Annotated in this window: 17 protein-coding genes and 1 tRNA gene; 8 read left to right on the top strand and 10 right to left on the bottom strand. The window is 73.3% G+C overall.

What is annotated here, in order from left to right; all coding sequences use genetic code 11:
• Positions 1 to 5 precede the first annotated feature (5 nt).
• From ABZ573_RS18760 to ABZ573_RS18770, 3 genes are all read left to right on the top strand, one after another.
• Positions 6 to 764 carry a lysophospholipid acyltransferase family protein gene (locus ABZ573_RS18760; RefSeq protein ID WP_151455994.1) on the top strand — a complete coding sequence of 253 codons (759 nt, stop codon included), beginning with the start codon at positions 6 to 8 and terminating at the stop codon, positions 762 to 764.
• A gap of 128 nt (positions 765 to 892) precedes the next feature.
• Entirely contained in the window at positions 893 to 1,501 is a 609-nt protein-coding gene (locus tag ABZ573_RS18765) for an isochorismatase family protein (protein WP_151455995.1), read from the top strand.
• Between the two features lie 4 nt (positions 1,502 to 1,505).
• Positions 1,506 to 2,486 carry a DJ-1/PfpI family protein gene (locus ABZ573_RS18770; RefSeq protein ID WP_151455996.1) on the top strand — a complete coding sequence of 327 codons (981 nt, stop codon included), beginning with the start codon at positions 1,506 to 1,508 and terminating at the stop codon, positions 2,484 to 2,486.
• Here ABZ573_RS18770 and ABZ573_RS18775 read toward each other — a convergent pair.
• The 5 genes from ABZ573_RS18775 to ABZ573_RS18795 all read right to left on the bottom strand — a co-directional run bounded on the left by ABZ573_RS18775 (position 2,368) and on the right by ABZ573_RS18795 (position 7,265).
• On the bottom strand, positions 2,368 to 3,093 hold the full coding sequence (locus ABZ573_RS18775) for a hypothetical protein (RefSeq protein WP_151456004.1): 726 nt from the start codon (positions 3,091 to 3,093) through the stop codon (positions 2,368 to 2,370). The two genes, ABZ573_RS18770 and ABZ573_RS18775, sit on opposite strands and share 119 nt — an antisense overlap.
• 73 nt (positions 3,094 to 3,166) lie before the next feature.
• Complete coding sequence (locus ABZ573_RS18780) at positions 3,167 to 3,880, bottom strand: response regulator transcription factor (protein WP_151455997.1); 714 nt, start codon at positions 3,878 to 3,880, stop codon at positions 3,167 to 3,169.
• Positions 3,853 to 4,992 (bottom strand): hypothetical protein, encoded by a 1,140-nt coding sequence (locus ABZ573_RS18785; protein ID WP_225852344.1) that lies wholly within the window; start codon positions 4,990 to 4,992, stop codon positions 3,853 to 3,855. Before ABZ573_RS18785 ends, ABZ573_RS18780 begins: the two co-directional genes overlap by 28 nt.
• 16 nt (positions 4,993 to 5,008) lie before the next feature.
• A complete protein-coding gene (locus ABZ573_RS18790) occupies positions 5,009 to 6,187 on the bottom strand; it encodes an ATP-binding protein (RefSeq protein WP_327029389.1) in 1,179 nt (392 codons plus the stop codon).
• A 184-nt stretch (positions 6,188 to 6,371) separates the two neighbouring features.
• Complete coding sequence (locus ABZ573_RS18795) at positions 6,372 to 7,265, bottom strand: septum formation family protein (RefSeq protein WP_151455999.1); 894 nt, start codon at positions 7,263 to 7,265, stop codon at positions 6,372 to 6,374.
• A gap of 256 nt (positions 7,266 to 7,521) precedes the next feature.
• Here ABZ573_RS18795 and ABZ573_RS18800 point away from each other — a divergent pair, with 256 nt between their 5' ends.
• Positions 7,522 to 8,130 carry a hypothetical protein gene (locus ABZ573_RS18800; protein WP_327029388.1) on the top strand — a complete coding sequence of 203 codons (609 nt, stop codon included), beginning with the start codon at positions 7,522 to 7,524 and terminating at the stop codon, positions 8,128 to 8,130.
• A 221-nt stretch (positions 8,131 to 8,351) separates the two neighbouring features.
• Here ABZ573_RS18800 and ABZ573_RS18805 read toward each other — a convergent pair whose 3' ends face one another.
• The 3 genes from ABZ573_RS18805 to ABZ573_RS18815 form a co-directional block, all read right to left on the bottom strand.
• Complete coding sequence (locus ABZ573_RS18805) at positions 8,352 to 10,091, bottom strand: LPXTG cell wall anchor domain-containing protein (RefSeq protein ID WP_358119408.1); 1,740 nt, start codon at positions 10,089 to 10,091, stop codon at positions 8,352 to 8,354.
• Positions 10,092 to 10,260: 169 nt separating this feature from the next.
• Positions 10,261 to 11,076 (bottom strand): superoxide dismutase, encoded by an 816-nt coding sequence (locus tag ABZ573_RS18810; protein ID WP_151456002.1) that lies wholly within the window; start codon positions 11,074 to 11,076, stop codon positions 10,261 to 10,263.
• A gap of 408 nt (positions 11,077 to 11,484) precedes the next feature.
• Positions 11,485 to 11,557: transfer RNA gene (locus ABZ573_RS18815), tRNA-Arg, on the bottom strand.
• Positions 11,558 to 11,721: 164 nt separating this feature from the next.
• Between ABZ573_RS18815 and ABZ573_RS18820 the strand changes: the two genes are divergently transcribed.
• Positions 11,722 to 12,423 (top strand): hypothetical protein, encoded by a 702-nt coding sequence (locus tag ABZ573_RS18820; RefSeq protein WP_358119411.1) that lies wholly within the window; start codon positions 11,722 to 11,724, stop codon positions 12,421 to 12,423.
• A gap of 46 nt (positions 12,424 to 12,469) precedes the next feature.
• On the opposite strand, the gene ABZ573_RS18825 is transcribed toward ABZ573_RS18820, so the two are convergent.
• Both ABZ573_RS18825 and ABZ573_RS18830 read right to left on the bottom strand, forming a co-directional pair.
• The gene (locus ABZ573_RS18825) at positions 12,470 to 13,507 is read right to left on the bottom strand and encodes an alpha/beta hydrolase (protein ID WP_358119414.1); all 1,038 of its coding nucleotides are present in this window, start codon (positions 13,505 to 13,507) and stop codon (positions 12,470 to 12,472) included.
• Positions 13,508 to 13,605: 98 nt separating this feature from the next.
• On the bottom strand, positions 13,606 to 14,022 hold the full coding sequence (locus tag ABZ573_RS18830) for an HPF/RaiA family ribosome-associated protein (RefSeq protein ID WP_132239353.1): 417 nt from the start codon (positions 14,020 to 14,022) through the stop codon (positions 13,606 to 13,608).
• 375 nt (positions 14,023 to 14,397) lie between these two features.
• Between ABZ573_RS18830 and ssb the strand changes: the two genes are divergently transcribed.
• The 3 genes from ssb (at position 14,398) to ABZ573_RS18845 (ending at position 17,161) form a co-directional block, all read left to right on the top strand.
• Positions 14,398 to 15,195 carry a single-stranded DNA-binding protein gene (ssb, locus tag ABZ573_RS18835; protein WP_358119417.1) on the top strand — a complete coding sequence of 266 codons (798 nt, stop codon included), beginning with the start codon at positions 14,398 to 14,400 and terminating at the stop codon, positions 15,193 to 15,195.
• Positions 15,196 to 15,413: 218 nt separating this feature from the next.
• Positions 15,414 to 16,364, top strand: coding sequence for a WD40 repeat domain-containing protein (locus tag ABZ573_RS18840; protein ID WP_358119420.1), 951 nt, complete (start codon positions 15,414 to 15,416; stop codon positions 16,362 to 16,364).
• 14 nt (positions 16,365 to 16,378) lie between these two features.
• Positions 16,379 to 17,161: a hypothetical protein gene (locus ABZ573_RS18845; protein ID WP_358119422.1), complete on the top strand. Its 783-nt coding sequence runs from the start codon at positions 16,379 to 16,381 to the stop codon at positions 17,159 to 17,161.
• The last annotated feature ends 82 nt before the right edge of the window (positions 17,162 to 17,243 follow it).

A 17,243-nucleotide genomic window follows, 5' to 3' on the forward strand; every position in this document is an offset into this window, starting at 1 on the left:
GCGCCATGCCGGAACTCGTGTACCCGCCCGTGATCGCCGCCGCCAAGACGATGTTCCGGGTCCTCGACCTGAAGATCACGATTGAGGGCGCCCACCACGTGCCGCGTACGGGCGGGGCGGTGCTGGCCAGCAACCACGTCAGCTACCTCGACTTCATCTTCTGCGGGCTGGGCGCGAACCCCGCGAAGCGGCTCGTCCGGTTCATGGCCAAGAAGTCCGTCTTCACGCACAAGGTGTCCGGCCCGCTGATGCGGGGCATGCGGCACATCCCGGTGGACCGGCGGGCGGGCGCCGGGTCGTACGCGACGGCGGTCAGCGCGTTGAAGCGCGGTGAGGTGGTCGGCGTCTTCCCGGAGGCGACGATCAGCCGGTCGTTCACGGTCAAGTCGCTCAAGAGCGGGACGACCCGGATGGCGGCCGAGGCCGGTGTGCCGGTGCTGCCGGTCGCAATCTGGGGCACCCAGCGGCTCTGGACCAAGGGCCGACCGCGCACCCTGACCCGCCGGCACACCCCGATCACGATCCTGATCGGCGAGCCGATGGACCCGGCGGCCTACCCGGACGCCAACGCGATGACCGTTGACCTGAAGGAGCGGCTCACCGCGCTGGTCGACCGGGCTCAGCGGGAGTACCCCGACGCCCCCGCCGGCCCGGACGACACGTGGTGGCTCCCGGCGCACCTGGGCGGCACCGCGCCAAGCCTGGAGGAGGCCGCCGACCTGGAGGTCCGCCGCCGGGCCGCCGCGGTCGACCCCGACGCCTGACCAGGGGCCCCGATCGACCCGACGCCCGGGGGAAGGGCCGCCCGGGCATCCGGGGGCGGCCGGATCGTTCCGCAGCGGGGCGGGATGGTGCCTGCCGCGCCGGCGCGTCCCCGGCGAGGATTCAACCCATGAGCAGAGCAGCACTCGTCGTCATCGACGTGCAGGAGTCCTTCCGCCGCCGCCCCAGCTGGGCGTACGCCTCCAACCCCGACATCGTCGGCCGGGTCGACCGGCTCGTCGCCGCCGCCCGGGGACGCGGCGACCTGGTCGTCTGGGTCCTGCACGCCGAGCCGGGCACCGGCGGGGTCTTCGACCCGGCCAACGGGCACGTCCGCCTGATCGAGGGGCTCTCGCCCGCCCCGGGGGAACCCACGCTGGTGAAGACGTCGCACAACGCCTTCACCACCACCAACCTCCAGCAGGTGCTGACGACGGCGGGCGTCCGCGAGATCACCGTCTGCGGCATCCGTACGGAGCAGTGCGTCGAGACCACCGCCCGGGTCGGCTGCGATCTCGGCTACGAGGTGACCTTCGTGACGGACGCGACGGTCACCTTCCCGACCCCGCACCGGGACCTGCCGGCCACGGCCACGCCGGAGGAGATCCTCGCCGACCCGCGCACCCTGTCGAGCGAGGAGATGACCGCCCGCACCGAGTACGCCCTCGCCGGCCGCTTCGCCACCATCCGCAGCGTGGCGGAACTGACCGGCGCGGCCCCGGCCGGCGCGCGGGCCTGAGCCGATGGCCCGGGTCGTCTTCCTGCTCGTCCCGCAGCTGCACCTGCTGGACCTCGCCGGCCCGGCCCAGGTCTTCTCCACCGCCGCCGACCTCGGGTACGACTACCGGCTGCACTACGTCGCCGACCGGGAGGTCGTGCCGACCGTGCAGGGCGTACCGCTGGTGGCCGGGCTCCGGTGGCCCGAGCTGACCCGCGACGACCTGGTGGTCGTACCCGGATGGCGGCTGCACGCGCACGGACCGCAGGGGCCGGTCGGGCCGGACGACCTACGGCGGCTGGCCGACCACCACGCCGGCGGCGGCACCGTCGCCAGCGTCTGCGCCGGCGCGTACGCCCTCGGCCGGGCCGGCCTGCTCGACGGACGCCGCTGCACCACCCACCACGACGTGCAGGACGAGCTGGCCCGCCGGTTCCCGTCGGCGCGGGTGGTCCGCGACGTGCTCTACGTGGTCGACGAGCGGGTGGTGACCTCCGCCGGCATCGCCAGCGGCATCGACGTGGCACTGCACCTGGTGGCCACCCGGCACGGGCCGGCGGTGGCGGCCCGGATCGCCCGCTCCCTGGTCCTGCACTCCCGGCGCAACGGTCACGAGCCGCAGGCCGGCGCCATGTTGCGGCACCGGTCCCACCTCTCCGACGCCGTGCACCGGGTGCAGGACCTGATCGACCGCCGGTTCGCCGAGCCGCTGCCGCTGGCCGACCTCGCCGCCGTCGGCGGGGTGGCCGAGCGGACGCTGACCCGACTGTTCCGGCGGGCCACCGGGCTGACCCCGCTCGGCTACCAGCAGCTGCTGCGGGTGGAACGCGCCGAGCACCTCATCGGGCACGGAGCCACCGTGGAGGGGGCCGCCCGTACCGTCGGCTTCACCGATGCCCGGATGCTGCGCCGGCTGCGGGCCCGTGCCACCCGCGATCGAAGCGCCCCGGCCGGTAGTAGTCGTCCCGGGACTGGAACTCGACCGGCAGCGACCCGGGCAGGGTGATCCGGGTCTCGCCGGCGCCCGGCCCGCCCCCGGCCCGCACCACCAGCACGTCCCGCTCGGGCGGCGACAGGTCCACCAGTTCGGGGTGGGCCAGCCGGAACCCGGCCACCGCCCGGCGCACCTGGCGGGTCAGCCCGGTGATCTCCCCGGCGGGGCCGGTGAGGCCGAGGGCCGGCTGCTGGATGGTGCGCAGCGCGTCGCAGACCACCAGCAGGCGGGCGCGCTCACCGGGCCCCGCCGCCAGCAGCTCCAGCCGGGACGGCCACTGCCAGCGGATCTGACCGCTGATCAGACCCGGCAGCCGGACGCCCCGGCGGTGCCGCGCGCCGTCACCGACGCCGTCGACCAGGGCGAGCTGTGGCCCGCCGCCGACGTACGCGATCCGCCGGTCCGTGACGGTCACCGCCACCGGCTCGGGCAGCGTCCACCGCCGCCGTGCCTCCGTCGGGCCGAGCAGATGCCCCGACGCGTGCAGCCGGTGCCGGGCGAGCACCCGCTCACCGGCCTCGACGACCAGCTCGTGCCGCCGGTCCAGCGCCGGGGCCAGGTCGTCGTCCGCGTCGAAGCGGTGCGGGCCGATGAAGAAGGGGGACGCGTCATCGTGCATCGTCATGACCTCCGGTGCCGATGGCATCTCACCATGAGCGTCGCCGACCCCAGGCCGGCTGTCATGACGCCCGTTAGGGGGTCGGCCGGTCGTAGGAAGCCTGTGACCGATAGATGCCGATCTCCTCCGGCCGGACTAGGCCGTCCTCGATCGCCCGGGCGAGCAGTGCCGCCTTGGTGGCGGCCGGCCGCCCCGCTCGGGTGTACTTGATCCGCGCCCGGTCGACGTACTGCTTCACGGTGTGCTCGCTGATCCGCATCCGACGCGCCACCGACGCCTTCGACATCGACTGGAACCACAGCAGCAGCGCCTCGCGTTCCTTGTCGGACAGGGCGGGCCGGTCCGGGCGGGGGTCACCCACGATCGCCCCGGCGAGCGCCGGCGGCACGTACGGGCGGTCGCTGGCGGCGGCCAGCACGGTGGCCACGCAGTGTTCCCGCCCCTCGTGCTTGGCCAGGAACGCGACCGCCCCGGCGTCCAGGGCGGCGAGGATCGTCTGCGGGTCGGTGTGCTCCGAGTAGACCACAACCCGCCGGCCGGCCGCGCTCAGCTCGGCGAGCTTGTCCAGGGCCATCCGCCCGTGCAGCCGCAGGTCGAGCAGGACCACGTCGGCGTCGGGGGCGGCCCGCAGCACCGCGTCCGGGTCGTCGCCGGTCGCCAGGACCCGCAGCCGGGGCTCGGCGGCCAGCCAGACGCGGACCCCCTCGATGACGACCGGGTGATCGTCGACGATCGCCACGCCGACCGGCCGACCGGCGGTCACCCCCGCCACCGCGTCTGCGCCCATCTGATCTCCCCGTCCCGCTCGTAGAGGTACTCCACCCGCCCGTCGTCGCCCGGCGGTCCGGCGGTGTCGGGACCGGCCCGGTCGGGCGTGACGAGGCTGACCACCACCTCGTCGGGTCCGGCGACCACGGTCAGCCGGGCCCAGCCCCGGGCGTCGGCCAGGAGCGCGGTGAGCGGGTCGGCCAGCCGGCGGCGCACCTGCACCGGCAGGGGCGGCGGGTCGCCGATCGTCACCAGGTCGATCGGCAGCCCGTTGCGGTCCGCCAGGTCGGCGGCGGCCCGCAGCTCGTGCAGCAGCGGGTCGGGCACGTCGTCGGACTCGGCGATGAGCCGGCGCAGCCGGGCGGCGGCCAGCACCGCCCGCCGCTGCACGTCCGGGTCGGCCGGGTCCGCCCGACCGTCGGCCAGCTCCGCGAGCACCTCCTCGGCGGCGCCGCTGACCAGCGTCAGGCGGGCGCGCCGCTCCTGCCGGGCCCGTTCGGCGGCGTCCCGCTCGGCCGCCGCCGCGTGGGCGTCCGCCGCCGCGCCGGCCCGCTGCCGGGCCAGCCTCGCGATCGCCGTGCCGCCCACGAAGACCGCCACCTGAAGGGTCGACGTGGCGTAGACGGACATGGCGTACCGGGCCAGGTCGGCGGGGGCGGTCGCGCCGTGACCGAGCACCCCGGCCAGCGCGATCAGCGCGTGCACGCCCAGCGCCGCGATCAGCCCGTGGGCCCGCCGCCCCCACAGCACCATGACGAAGAACCAGCCGAGCGTGCCCCACACCCAGTTCGCGGCGGTGAAGAGGTGCCGCTCACCGGCCGCCGTGACAACCACCGCGTCGACCACCAGCAGCAGCGCGGCCAGCGGCCAGGCCGGCAGGGCGGCGCCGCGCAGCAGCCGGAGGCCGGCCAGCACCCCGACCGCCGCCACGAGCAGCCAGCCGGCGAGGACCACCGCCGGCGCGGCCAGCTCCGCCCACGCGCCCAGCACCGCGGGCAGCGCGATCGCCGTGTGCCAGGCCAGCGCGATGACCACCGTCACGATCCGGGCGCCGCCGTCGGAGGCAGCGGCCACCGCCGCCGCCGGGTCCACCGGGGACCGGCCCTCGTCGGGCGTACGCGCCGCCGGCACCGGGGCGGTCGTCGTCTCAGTCGACACCGGACCACTCCAATCGGATCCGGGTACCGGCGCCGGGGCGCGAGTCGATCTGGGCGCGCCCACCGACGGAGGACATCCGGCCACTTACCGACTCGCGTAGCCCGTACCGGTGCGCGGGAACGGCCGCCGGGTCGAAACCCGGACCGTCGTCGGCGAGCTCGACCACGACGGTGTCGGCGACCCGGCTCAGCCGCAGCGCGGCGGACGCGCCCGGCGCGTGCCGGACCACGTTGGACAGCGCCGCGTACGTGCTCTCCGCGAGTGCCTCCGCGACCGGGGCGGGCACGACGCACGGCGCCAGCTCGGTGGTGACCGGCAGTTCCGGCAGCCGGGCGCGCACCGCCCGCAGCCGCTCGTCCAGCGGCACCCGACCCGCGGCGGGAGTCGACCGCGCGTCGGCCAGCGCGGTGAGGGTACGCAGGTCGGCGGCGCACCGCTCGCGCAGCGCGGCGGACGGGCCGGCGACCGCGCCCAGCCCCACCATGGTCAGCGTGGCCAGCACCGTGTCGTGCAGGTCCCGGTTCTGCCGCCGCTCCGCGTCCCGCGCGGTCCGGGCGACCAGCGACTCCCGGGTGAGCCGCTGGTGCGCCACGAAGGCGTCGTCGGCCCGACCGATCCGCCGCCGCATGATGGCGGTGATCAGCGCGCCGCAGGCCGTCTGCACCAGCAGCGTCACCGCGTGCGCGACGGCCTCGTCGGGCTGGCCGGCGGCGTGCGCGCCGGTCGCGTACGCCGCCGTCACCAGCAGCCCGGCCGGAACCGACCACCCGATGGAGGCGTTGGCCTGCGCGTTGAGGACGGTGGTGCTGGCCAGCACCGCGATCCAGCTCACCTCGCCGGGGAGCACCTCCGGGGCGACCAGCACCGGCATCGCCAGGCAGGCGGCGGCGGTCAGCGCCACGTCGCCAAGCACCATCGGGCGGCCGATGCCGTGGCGCAGCGCGCGGAACGCGTACCAGACCGACCAGGCGGTCAGGGCAGCGACGGCCGGAAACAGCAGCGCCGGTTCGACGGGCGCACTGCGCACCGACAGGGCGACCACCGCGCCGGCCAGGCCGCAGGCCAGGCGCAGCAACGCCGGCAGGCGGGTGAAGATGAGGGTGAACGCGCCACCGGCCGGGTTGTCCAGCGCGGTCGGCGACGTGGTCGGGGCGGCAACGGCCGGCATCGGGAAAGAGGGTCCTTCTGCGACAACGACCCGATCCGGGCCAAAACGGGGGATCGACGCCGGAGAATAGCACGAGCAGCCGTCCGCGATCACCCTCGGTGCGCGCCGTGTCGCCGTTCGGTCAGCTCTTCCCAGCACCGCCGACAGGACGCTGACCTGCCCACCCGCCCCTGCGGGCGCCCGGTCAGTTGATCGGGAGGACCTTCGCCCCGCCGCCGGCGATCGACCGGGTCAGCTTCTTCCCGCTGGACCAGTACCAGCAGCGCACCCCCCGGTCGCCGCGCGCCCACGCCTCCTCGGACGGGAACCGGTACGTGCTGCCCGTGCGGTAACGGAGCATCCCGTCGACCGGCACCTTCGCGTAGCGGGCGATCACCGGCCGGCACTTCGCGTGCACGGCGTCCTCGTCCTTCGTCGCGTCCTCGTACGACACGTCGGGCGCGGTCCAGACGCCCACGTACTCGAAGCGGTGGACCTTCGTGCACGGCACCGCCAGCAGGTTCGACCACTCGTCCTCCTCGGCGCAGCCGTACCGCAGCGGGGTGGCCGCCTTCAGCGCGCCCCGCAGGCTGCCCGCCCGGTTGACGGGCGCGTCGACGTCGCCGTTACCGCCGTTCACCAGGTAGAGCTCGAACAGGTCGCACCGGTACCACCGGCTGCCTCCCGTCCAGCCGGCGGGCGACGTGGGCGCCACCTGCACCGACAGCCGGGCGTCGCGCCACTCGCCGCCGACGAACTCCTTGGCCTTGGCGTCGCACTCGGCGAACGCGGACCGCATCGCCGCCGACCCGACGCGGGGCGGGATCGGGCGGGCGGCCAGGTCGCCGGTGAACGTGCCGATATGGAACGTCTCGACGAGGTGCGCCTTCGCGCAGTCGACCGGCTGGTGGCTGGTGAGGTAGGCGGTCGGCTCGGCGACGACGTGGCACTCGCCGGCCTGCGGCGCGAACTGGCGGGCCTCGGCCACGGGCCGCCAGTCGTCGGTCAGGTCCCCGTCGGTGCCGGCCGGCGTGCCGCACCCGCTCACCGCCGCCGCGACCAGCGCGGCCGAAGCCGTGACGCCCAGCCAGCGTCGCATGTGGTCCTCCCCGCGCCCCGTGACAACCGGCGCAGCATATGGCACCCGGCGCGGAGCCGGGTGCCCGAGTCGCCAGGCGATCGTGGTGATGGGCGCGGGCTGCGGCATCGCGAAGTCGATCAGGTGGTCGCCCTGCCCGACCGCCATCGGGACGGTGCTGTGCCCGCGCGGTTGGACGCCACTGAGGAGCCGCCGACTTTGGACGGTGGTGCTACCTTCGCGCCGTCGCCGTTCTCACCGCCGTCGGGAGCCCACCGTGACGAAAAGGTACGTCGGTCTGCTCGCCCTCGTCGCCGTGACGGCGTGCCTCGCCGTGGTCGGCACCCTCGGCGGCTGGTTCCTGGCCGGCCGAGGCGACTCCGGGCGGGCCGACCCGACGCCATCCGCGCGGGACGCGGCCACCACCGGCGCCGTCGGCGGCCCGTCGACGGGCTCCCCGGCTGCCGGCGCGTCGCCGGGCGCCGGTGCGTCGCCGACGAAGGAGCAGCCCGCGGGCCGGACGTATCAGCTCGACCGGTCGGTCTACAGCCAGTCGGGCCTGACGGTCACGCTGGTCAGCGCGGCAACCACCGGCGGCAAGCTGCGGCTGAACCTGACGTACCGCAACGGCTCGCCGGTGCCGTGGCCGGTGAGCTGCCCGACCGTCGAGGTCGACCGGACCTCCTCCGAGATCGTTCTGCCGGACGGCCGGACGGTGCGTCCCGAGTCCACCTGGTGCACCACCACGCGGCCCGACGAGTCCTTCAGCATCGCGCCGGGGGAGCGGGTGGAGAGCTGGGCCGTGTTCCCGGTGGTGCCGGAGACCGGGTCGTCCTTCGAGCTGACCTGGTACGACTTCCCGACCCTCGACGTCCGGCTCCGCTGACCGTCCCGCGGTGCGCCGTGGCCACGGGCTGCGGCGCATGATCGACGGCCGAAGTGCGGGACGGCAGCCGGGCTCCCGGCGGGCCTCGGCAACGGACACGGCCGGCACGGGCACTGTGAGTTCAGTGTCCGTGCCGGCCTGCAGGTGACGCGTCCGGTCACCCTGTCCGCCGACGGTGGCTCACCAGGCCGAACGCGCTGCCTGGAGTGCCGCCGTACGGGTCAGGCCTGAGTCTCCCTGCGGCGCAGCCGGCTGGCGCCGACCATGAGAGCGCCCGCGGCCAGCAGGCCGCCGCCCAGCGAGAGGGCCTGGGTGGAGCTGACGCCGGTGACCGGCAGGTGGGGCTTGCCGTCCTTGTCCTTGTCCCAGCCGCCCTTGTCCTTGTCCTTGTCCCAGCTGTCCTTGTCCTTGTCCCAGCCGCCCTTGTCCTTGTCGTGCTTGCGGGGGTCGTACTTGCCGTGCCGGATGCAGACGGTGACGGTGACCGGGTCGGAGGTCACGGTCTGGCTGCCGAACTTGCCGGTCGCCCGGGCGGTGTTGACCACCTTGCCCTTCTTGACGTCAGCCGCGGTCACCACGTGCGGGTTGACGGCGTGGCAGTCGGTGCTCGTGCCCGGTGCCAGGGTGGTGTTGTTGCAGACCACCGGTCCGGCGGTCGGGTCGATGACCGCGACGTTGGTGATGGTGACGGTGCCGGTGTTGGCCACCCGGTAGGTGTAGAAGATCTTGTCGCCCTTGGCCGCGAAGCCGTCCTTCTCGCACTTGTCGCGGCAGTCCGACTCGACCCGGGCCTTCTTGTCGATCGACAGGCTGGCCTGCGCCTCCTGGGTGGTCACGGTGAAGGTGGCCTCGTTGGACGTCACCGGCCGCTCGCTGAACGAGCCGTTCGCCTGGGCGATGTTGACGATCTTGCCGTTGGCCACGTCGGCCTTGGTGACGGTGTACGTGCCGGTGCAGGTGGTGCTGGCCCCCGGCGCGAGCGAGGTGGCCTGGCAGGTGATGCCGGTGACCGTGTTGTCGTTGACGGTGATGCCGGTGATCGGGTTGACCGTGCCGGTGCTCTGGTTCGTCACCGTGTACGTGTAGGTGACCTTGTCACCGGCCTGGAGACCGCTGGTCGGTGTGCCGGTCTTGGTCAGCCCCAGCTTCACGTTCACGGTCGTGACGGTGAACGAGGCATTGTTGGACGGCACCTGCTGCTGGCCGAAGGATCCGATCGCCTGGGCGGTGTTCACGACCTTGCCGTTGGTCACGTCGGTCGCTGTGATGGTGTACGTGCCGGTGCAGGTGGTGCTCGCCCCCGGCGCCAGCGAGGTGGCCTGGCAGGTGATGCCGGTGACCGTGTTGTCGTTGACGGTGATGCCGGTGATCGGGTTGACCGTGCCGGTGCTCTGGTTCGTCACCGTGTACGTGTAGGTGACCTCGTCGCCGGCCTGGAGACCGCTGGCCGGTGTGCCGGTCTTGGTCAGGGTCAGCCTCGGGTTCACCTCGGGGCTCGAAGCGGCGCACGTGTGGGTGAGCACGAAGAAGTCGGCGGTGCCGGAAATGACCGCCGAGGCGCCGGTCAACGTCCAACCAGCCGGGAGCCTGATCCAGGCCTTGCTGGTGCCCAAGTTGTTGACGATGGCGCTGTTGGGGTCTGTCGGGATCGTCCGGGTGACGGCGCCGCCAGGCGTGCTGAACGTCGCCGTGATCGACAGGAAATCGCCGCTGGTCTGCTGGTTGCCCGGCAGGTTGAACACCCAGACGTCCTCGTTGGCGAAGGGCCCGCCGCCCAGGTTGGGGTCGCAGTTCTGAGTGGCCTGGGCCGCCGTCGTCGGCACGTTGCCTGGATTGATGTTGATGGTCTCCGCCGCCAGGGCCGGCGAGCCGCCCAGCAGCAGGGCACCGGCCAGCATCGCGAAGGCGGCCAGCCGGGCGCAGAGGCGGGCGGGTCCGTTCGTGATAGAGGTTCTGCTCATGTAAATCCCCCGTGCGTTGATCGTTGACAACGGTGGCAACGAGGGGTAGAGACATCCGTCACGTCGGACCAGAAAGAATCCCCCGCTAGGGGTACTGCCACGCCAACCCGGGAGGCTCACCTTTTATCCGGCCGGGGATATCCCCGGCCGGATGGTGCAAGATGAGTGATCAGTCGCGCACCCGCACGACGCAGTAGGTGGTGCCGGGGGTCGCCGGGACGGACAACCGCGCGTTGACCGCGTACAGGCTCGAGCCGAAGGAAACCACAGCCGACGGCTCATCGAGGTCGCGGTCACGGATCACGTCGACCGGCATGGCCCGCGTCAGCCGCTCGTTGAGGCGGAACTTGGCGATCACATTGTTCCGGTTGCGCACCACATACAGCGTGCGCCCCTTGAGCAGGAGACCATCGGCATTGGACACCGATACGCCGCCCGTGCTGATCTGGGCGGCCATGCCCGCGCGGGGATCGAAGCAGTAGAGCCGGCCGGTCCTGGCCTGCACGACGATGAGCTTGCCCGCCCAGGCGGCGACGATGCCGGTGTTACAGGCGGTGGGGTCACCGAGCCCACCCGGCAACGGCAGCGTGCGTACTCCCGACTGTTTGGGCAGCGAGCCACGGCGGCCGAACTCGACGCAGTAGATCCTGGCCTTCTCCGAGTCGGTGAAGAAAACGGCCTTGCTCGTTGCGGTCACGCCGTCGATGAACCCGCCACCGAAGTCGTACGTCGCCAGGCATTCGCCGGTCGACTCACGGTAGACGGCCGCGCCGCCCATGTTGCCGCAGGCCGCCCAGATCCGGCCCCGTTCGACGTCCAGACCCGTTGCCTGGGTGCCGGACACGGGCGGCACGAGGAGCTTCCCCTTGCCGGTGCGCAGGTCGGCACACCAGATGCATCCGTCGGCCATGGAGCTGACGTAGATCTTCGTGCCGGTTCCCCGGGCGATCCCCTCCGGGCAGAACCCGTTCGGCAGGTTGATCACTGAGGGATACCGGCCGTGCCCGTGGTGGGCCGAGGCCGGAGCCGCGGCGATGGCGGCCCCGATGGGCGCGGCGACGGCTGCGGCCAAGAGCGTTCGTCTGTGCACTGTCGTGCCCCTTCCGATAGGCGAACACCTATATGGGACCTGTGGATCAAGCGCCGGGGCCACTCCGCCGTTGCTCGACAGGTGACCGGACGGAGGCGCGTGCCAGACCCGCCGATCGCCGCCGCCGGAGGAACCAGCGAGCCAAGGATCCAAGGAGACGGCCCGAGCGGGTGATGGCACCGCGACCGCAGGGTCCTTGGCCATGTCGGTGACCCGGTCAGGTAGTGCCGCTTTCGCGGCAAACCGGGCTCGCTCACACCACGGATAGCTCCACGGGAGCCGTCCGGCCGAGAGAAGTACCTGTGCGCCCGGCAGGATTCGAACCTGCGGCCTTGGGATTAGAAGTCCCCTGCTCTATCCGCTGAGCTACGGGCGCGCGCGTGCGTGTCGCGCGAGAAGGGTACCGCCGCCCACCGGGTGACCGGTGGAACGGGTGGTCGCGTCTCACGTCGCCCAAGAGGGTCGCACGAGCCTCCGGTGCCGGTCACCCCTGTTCCGGCGTCCGCGCGGCTCGGGACCGTCGGGTCGTACCCTCGGCTGGTGCTGCTTGAACCGGAGACCGAGAACGACGTCGCGTACGAGTTGTGTCAACTGCTCGGCCGCGCGATCCTGCCCATCCGCCGGACCGAGGCCGGGGCGGGGGACGGCGACCGGGGCGAGGGCACCGCGTTCCTCTTCACCGGGCATGGGTGCGAGTACCTGCTGACCGCCGACGCGCTCACCCGGTCCGGGGCGGGGGAGATCGGGCTGCGGGCGAGCGTGACCGAGCCGGCCGGGGTGGCCGCCGACGCCGTCGCCCTGCCCGGCCTCGCCGACGGGTGGCGGCACCACGAGGACCTCGGCGTCGCCGTCATGCCCACCGGCGGCCTGCACGAGCACGCCGCCGACGCGGGCTGGCGGTGGCGTACCCAGCAGGTGCCGGATCCGATCGCGGCCGATCGGGACGCGATCGCCCGGATCGGCGTGGAGCCGGGTTCCGCCGTGGTGCTCGCCCACGGCGTCGGCGCGGGCGGCGCCCGGCCGCTGGAGGTCGCGATCGAGCGGGTGGCGCGCGTGGGCGACGCCGTCCGGCTCATGGCGGAACTGCCGGCCGGCTACGTGGGGGCGCCGGTGTTCGGCGTGCAGGCCGGCGGCGACGGCGAGGTGGGGCTGCGGTGCCTGGGCCTGGTGCTGCCGGCCCGCGACGGCGGCCACCCGCTGGCCACCTTCGACCGCATCCGGGCGGCCGTCGACGCGACGTGAGGCCGGCGACGCGCGGCGTGGCCGGCGGCGGTTTGGCGACCTGCGCTCAGCCGCCCTGCGCGGGGGCACCAGCCGGGTCGGCGTCGTCCGCCGGCAGCCGGCTCGCCGGTGGGCGCTCCCCGGCGCGGACCGTCGGCCCGGCGTCGAAGAACGCGTCGGCCCAGCGCCCGACCTCCTGGAAGACCTTCTCCCGTACGGCGGTGCCGGAGAGCGTGAGGTCGTGCATCCCGCCGTCGAAGCGCGCCACGGTGACGTGCCGGCCGAGGCGGGGCGCCCAGCGCACCATGTGCTCGACGTCCAGGACCGCGTCGGCGAGGGCCGCCGACTCGTGCCACTTCGTGCCCTTGAACGAGCGGGTCGAGCAGGCCAGCAGCACCGGCACCTGGATGTCCAGGCCGGCGCGCAGCTGCCGCTGGGCGGTGCGGACGGCGTTCAGCCAGCCGGCCCGGACGGGGAATCCGGCCAGCGGCTTCCAGGTCAGGTCGTAGTTCCACTCGCCGTGGTGCTCCGCGTGGATGCTCTCGCTGTAGACCGTGCCCAGCCCGAACGGCAGCACCCGGCGCGGCGCCCGGCGGCCCAGCCGGCCGACGGCGGCGGCGAGCGGTCGGCGCACCAGCCACGGCGCGTTGATGTCGAAGAAGGGGCTGTTCAGGAAGAGGCCGTCGATGATCCCGGCGTCGCGGCGGGCGTGCGCCCAGAGCGGCATGATCAGCCCACCGGTGGAGTGGCCCATCGCGAGCAGCGTGTCGTGCCCGTCGTCCTCGCGGATGATGCGCGCGGCGGCGTCCAGCTCGGGGAAGTAGTCGCTGAGGTCGCGGCAGAAGTTCGGCGTCTGGTGGGGCCGCAGGCTGCGTCCGTACTTGCGCAGGTCGAGGGCGTAGAAGTCCCAGCCCCGCTCGGCGAAGAAGTCACCGAGGTGGCCCTGGAAGAAGTAGTCGGTGAAGCCGTGCACGTAGAGCACGGCCCGCCCCGTCGGGCGGTCGGCCCGGCGACGGACCAGGGTGGCGACCACCGGTCCCTCGTCGTCGGTGCCCAGGTCGATCGTCTGCCGCTCGTACGGCGGGCCCAGCACGTCCGGTTCCACGACCGCGACGGTACGCCGGGAAGCTACCGGGCGGTAGCCCTGGGTGCCGCCCGGCCCCGCCCGCCCGCACCCGGCGGACGGGGCCTCAGGCGTACGCGTCAGACGGTCTCGGCCTCGGCGCGGGCCGGGTCGGTGTCGGGCTCGACCTCGGCGACCGGCGGGGGCACGTCGCGCAGGTGCTTGTTGTGCCGCGGCTCCTGCTTCGTCTTCGAGTCGTTGAGCCGCCGCCGCAGGTCGTCCCGGACGTCGTTGAGCGCGGCGTGCAGGTCCTCCTCGGCGGAGGTGGTGACGATCTTCTGTCGACCGGCGATCCAGCACTCCAGGGTGACCTTCTGACCCCTGGCCTCCCGGTCCTTGACCGACACCTCCAGCTCGGTGGCGTCGGCGTGGAACCCGGCCAGCCGGGAGTCGAGCGTGGCGAACTGCTCCGCGATCCAGTTCCGGTCGCCCTGGGAGAACCCCGCGCCGACCCGCAGGCACTCCGCCACGGTGGCCGGGTTGGCGACGGCGCTCATCGCCGCGCCTCGCCGGAGACGATGGCGGCTGCGGTGCTGGTCATCTTCATGATCGCTGACCTCTCGTTCGTCGTGCTGTCGGCGGTGCGGTTGATCGAATCCATACCCCGCCGGGCTCCGTCCGGAACGTGACATGTCACCCCGCCCCTGGCGGCGCCGGAAGCGTGGCCCCGCCTCCCGATCATCTTGCCGGTCGGGCGGGCTCCCCAGGGTCGCCCGGCCCTAGCACACCGGGACCTTGATCAGGTCTTTGTCCACAGGCGGTCCGGTTGTCCACAGGCCGGGGGCGCGGTGCTGGCGGCGCCCGCGCCGAGGGCCCAGGCTCGGCACCGAGTCGACTCGCGATGGCAAGCCCGATCTCCCCCTGGAGGGACGATGTTCGACACCTACGTCACGATCGTGGGCAACGTGCTGACCGCGCCGGAGTGGCGTCGCACCACCCAGAGCAACACCCTGGTGGCCAACTTCAAGGTCGCCTCGACCGCCCGCCGGCTCGACCGCGACAGCGGGCGCTGGGTCGACGGCAACAGCCTGCGCGTCCGGGTCAACTGCTGGCGCAAGCTCGCCGAGGGGGTGGCCGCCTCGGTGATGGTCGGCGACCCGGTGGTGGTCTGCGGCCGGCTCTACACCCGCGACTGGACGGACGACGCCGGCAACCACCGCTCGCTCTACGAGCTGGAGGCGGTCGCCGTCGGCCACGACCTGTCGCGGGGCCGCAGCCGGTTCCAGCGCAACCGGCCGACGATGACGACCAGCACCGTCGAGGACGCCGAGGCCGAGCACCGGGTGCACGGTGAGGCGACCGAGCCGGTGCCCGACGAGGAGGCCCCGGTCCTGCCGGACCGCCGTCCGCTCGACGACGACTTCGAGCCCGACTTCGGCGCGTACCCGGCCCGCCGCGGCCTGCCGGCCGACCCCGCCGCCGACGGCTCGCTCGACCCCTTCGACGACCCGGCGGACGACCCCCACGGCGGGGAGCCCGACGGGCCGGAGCCGGAGGCCGACGGCCCGGCGCCGGTGACCGACCCGCCGGAGGACGCCCCGGGTGCCCGGGGTGGTCGGGGCGATGTGGCCGTGGGGGAGTCGGGCCCGTCGTCCGAGGAGGCCGAGGCGGGCGTCTCGCCGGCCGGCCGTGGCCGCCGGGGCCGGGGGCGGGTGCCGCAGCCCGCGTGACCGGTCGCGGGCGGCACGACGGGGGCGGGGTGGTGTCGGCAACTGGCGTCACCCCGCGTGCCGCCCGGCGACGCGCGTCGACCTGATCGGCGGTACGGGCCGCGGGCGGGCCCGGGAGACGCCCGTGGCCCGGCCGGCGGTACAGCGGGGCCGGCCCGGACTTTATAGGATGTCGAATTGACATCCGACGATTCCAAAGAAGGTTGTCGATGAGATTGATGGCGGGGTTCGTGGCGCTGGCGTGCCTGGCGGCCTGCCAGTCAGCTCCCGAAGTAGCCACCTCCGACGGGTCGGACCCGATCGTCACGACCAGCGCGGCACCGACCTCGATCACGCTGCCGGCCGAGACCTTCGAACTGTCGTGGCGCCAGCTCGACCAGCATCTCAGCCGGGACGGGCGGTTCGCGGCGAAGCACGTCGACGAATGGGTCGTGGTCACTCGCGACGGCAAGGAGTTCGGCCGGTTCGGCACCGCTGTCGACCGGATCATCGGCATGGACTTCTCACCCGACGGGCACTATCTCGCCGTAGCCCATCCCGACACGGTCATCGCCTACGACCTGACGACCAAGCGGCCGAAGGCGCTGTTCACGCCACCCCTGGAGAGCATCCGCTTCTCGGCGGACAGCACTCACCTGGTTGGCCGGGAGCATTACCAGAAGGTCCGCAACGGTCGCCTCGTGGTGATCGACATCGCGACGGGGAAGTGGGTCGCCTCGCCGGTGCCGCCGCAGATAGAGGTTTCCAACGACCCAGGCTCCTACTGGTACTCGGGATCGCTCGCCGTCTTCGACCAGGGAAGGCAGGCCGTTGCCGCAGGCAGCGACGGGTTCCTGCACTGGGCGGTGGAGAGCCAGCAACTCACCTGGGTGCCGTGCGGATGTGGGGCGGACACCGGCGCGGTGGACCGGGCCGGAAGCCGGGTGGCGCTGGTCATTCCGGACAACAGGTTGACGCTGTGGGACGTGGCCAGCCGGCGCGAGCAGCGGGTCTGGGCGCTGCCTGAGCGACCGCCGCTGAACGGGGACCATCAGTTGAGGTACTTCGGGGTAGAGCCGCACTTCACGGAGGACGGGAAATGGCTGCTTCTCGACGGCGGCGAGGGCGGGCAGGTCTGGTCGATACCCGACGGCGTCCGCGTGACAGTGCCGCCGCGCAGCAGGAACTGACGCCGAAGCAACGAGTGCTGCAATCCCTCAGCAGGGGCTGGTGGTTCGTGGTGGCCGGGACCGTCACGGCGGTCATCGGGGGAGTGGTGGGCTTCTTCGTGCCGAAGGCGCTCGACCCGCAGCGGCCGATCGCCGTCAACGTGGTGAGCAACCCAGCCACCGTGGCGGCCTGGGGAAACGACACGTTCTCGGTCGTCCTGCCCGCGGACGCGCGTCCCGCCACGCCGCCTCCGCTCACCTGCGGCTCGATCCTGGACTGGGCGCACGGCAACGGCGGGGTGGACCAGGAGGCCACCCGGGTACGCCTCGTGGTGCAGGGCGCGTCCGACAAGGGGGTGCTCATCGACGGGATGCGCGCACGACCGATCCGGCGGACGGCGACCCCGGACCCGGGCGGCATCTCACTGGCCTGCGGTGGCCCGCAGGGCGTCGCCACGCCGCGGCGGATCGCCATGGACCTGGACAGGGCGGAACCGTCGGCCGAGTACGCCACCAAGGTCGACGGCCGGCTCCCGCTGTTCGGATTCACCCTGCAGAAAGGGGAGACCGAGGTCTTCGAGCTGACCGCCACCACGAAGGGCACCGTCGAGTGGGTGATCGTCCTCGACCTCGTCGTGGACGGGAAGGCGCAGAGCGTCGAGGTCACCAACCACGGCCAGTCGTTCCGCACCACCGGCTTCGTCAGCCCGCGCGGATATCGGGTCATGGCCGGGGCGGACCATTGGGTGGGCTGCGCGGGAACTCCACCCACCTGCGGCGGCAAGCCCGTCCCGCCGGCTGACTTCCGCTACTCCTGACCGGTCCCTGTCCCGTCCACGGGCCACCGGCCCGGGCGGCGCGCGGTCACCCCGCCGGCGGCACGGGTCGCGGACGTGCCGG

The organism is Micromonospora sp. NPDC007220, assembly GCF_040634035.1.
GTDB lineage: Bacteria > Actinomycetota > Actinomycetes > Mycobacteriales > Micromonosporaceae > Micromonospora > Micromonospora reichwaldensis.

What these genes read in the sequence shown, in the direction of transcription:
- ABZ573_RS18795 (WP_151455999.1), bottom strand. Translation starts at nt 7,265, where the DNA reads ATGCGACGCTGGCTGGGCGTCACGGCTTCGGCCGCGCTGGTCGCGGCG.
- ABZ573_RS18840 (WP_358119420.1), top strand. Translation starts at nt 15,414, where the DNA reads ATGGCGGGGTTCGTGGCGCTGGCGTGCCTGGCGGCCTGCCAGTCAGCT.
- ABZ573_RS18830 (WP_132239353.1), bottom strand. Translation starts at nt 14,022, where the DNA reads ATGAGCGCCGTCGCCAACCCGGCCACCGTGGCGGAGTGCCTGCGGGTC.
- ABZ573_RS18790 (WP_327029389.1), bottom strand. Translation starts at nt 6,187, where the DNA reads ATGCCGGCCGTTGCCGCCCCGACCACGTCGCCGACCGCGCTGGACAAC.
- ssb (WP_358119417.1), top strand. Translation starts at nt 14,398, where the DNA reads ATGTTCGACACCTACGTCACGATCGTGGGCAACGTGCTGACCGCGCCG.
- ABZ573_RS18805 (WP_358119408.1), bottom strand. Translation starts at nt 10,091, where the DNA reads ATGAGCAGAACCTCTATCACGAACGGACCCGCCCGCCTCTGCGCCCGG.
- ABZ573_RS18760 (WP_151455994.1), top strand. Translation starts at nt 6, where the DNA reads ATGCCGGAACTCGTGTACCCGCCCGTGATCGCCGCCGCCAAGACGATG.
- ABZ573_RS18780 (WP_151455997.1), bottom strand. Translation starts at nt 3,880, where the DNA reads ATGGGCGCAGACGCGGTGGCGGGGGTGACCGCCGGTCGGCCGGTCGGC.
- ABZ573_RS18765 (WP_151455995.1), top strand. Translation starts at nt 893, where the DNA reads ATGAGCAGAGCAGCACTCGTCGTCATCGACGTGCAGGAGTCCTTCCGC.
- ABZ573_RS18770 (WP_151455996.1), top strand. Translation starts at nt 1,506, where the DNA reads ATGGCCCGGGTCGTCTTCCTGCTCGTCCCGCAGCTGCACCTGCTGGAC.
- ABZ573_RS18775 (WP_151456004.1), bottom strand. Translation starts at nt 3,093, where the DNA reads ATGCACGATGACGCGTCCCCCTTCTTCATCGGCCCGCACCGCTTCGAC.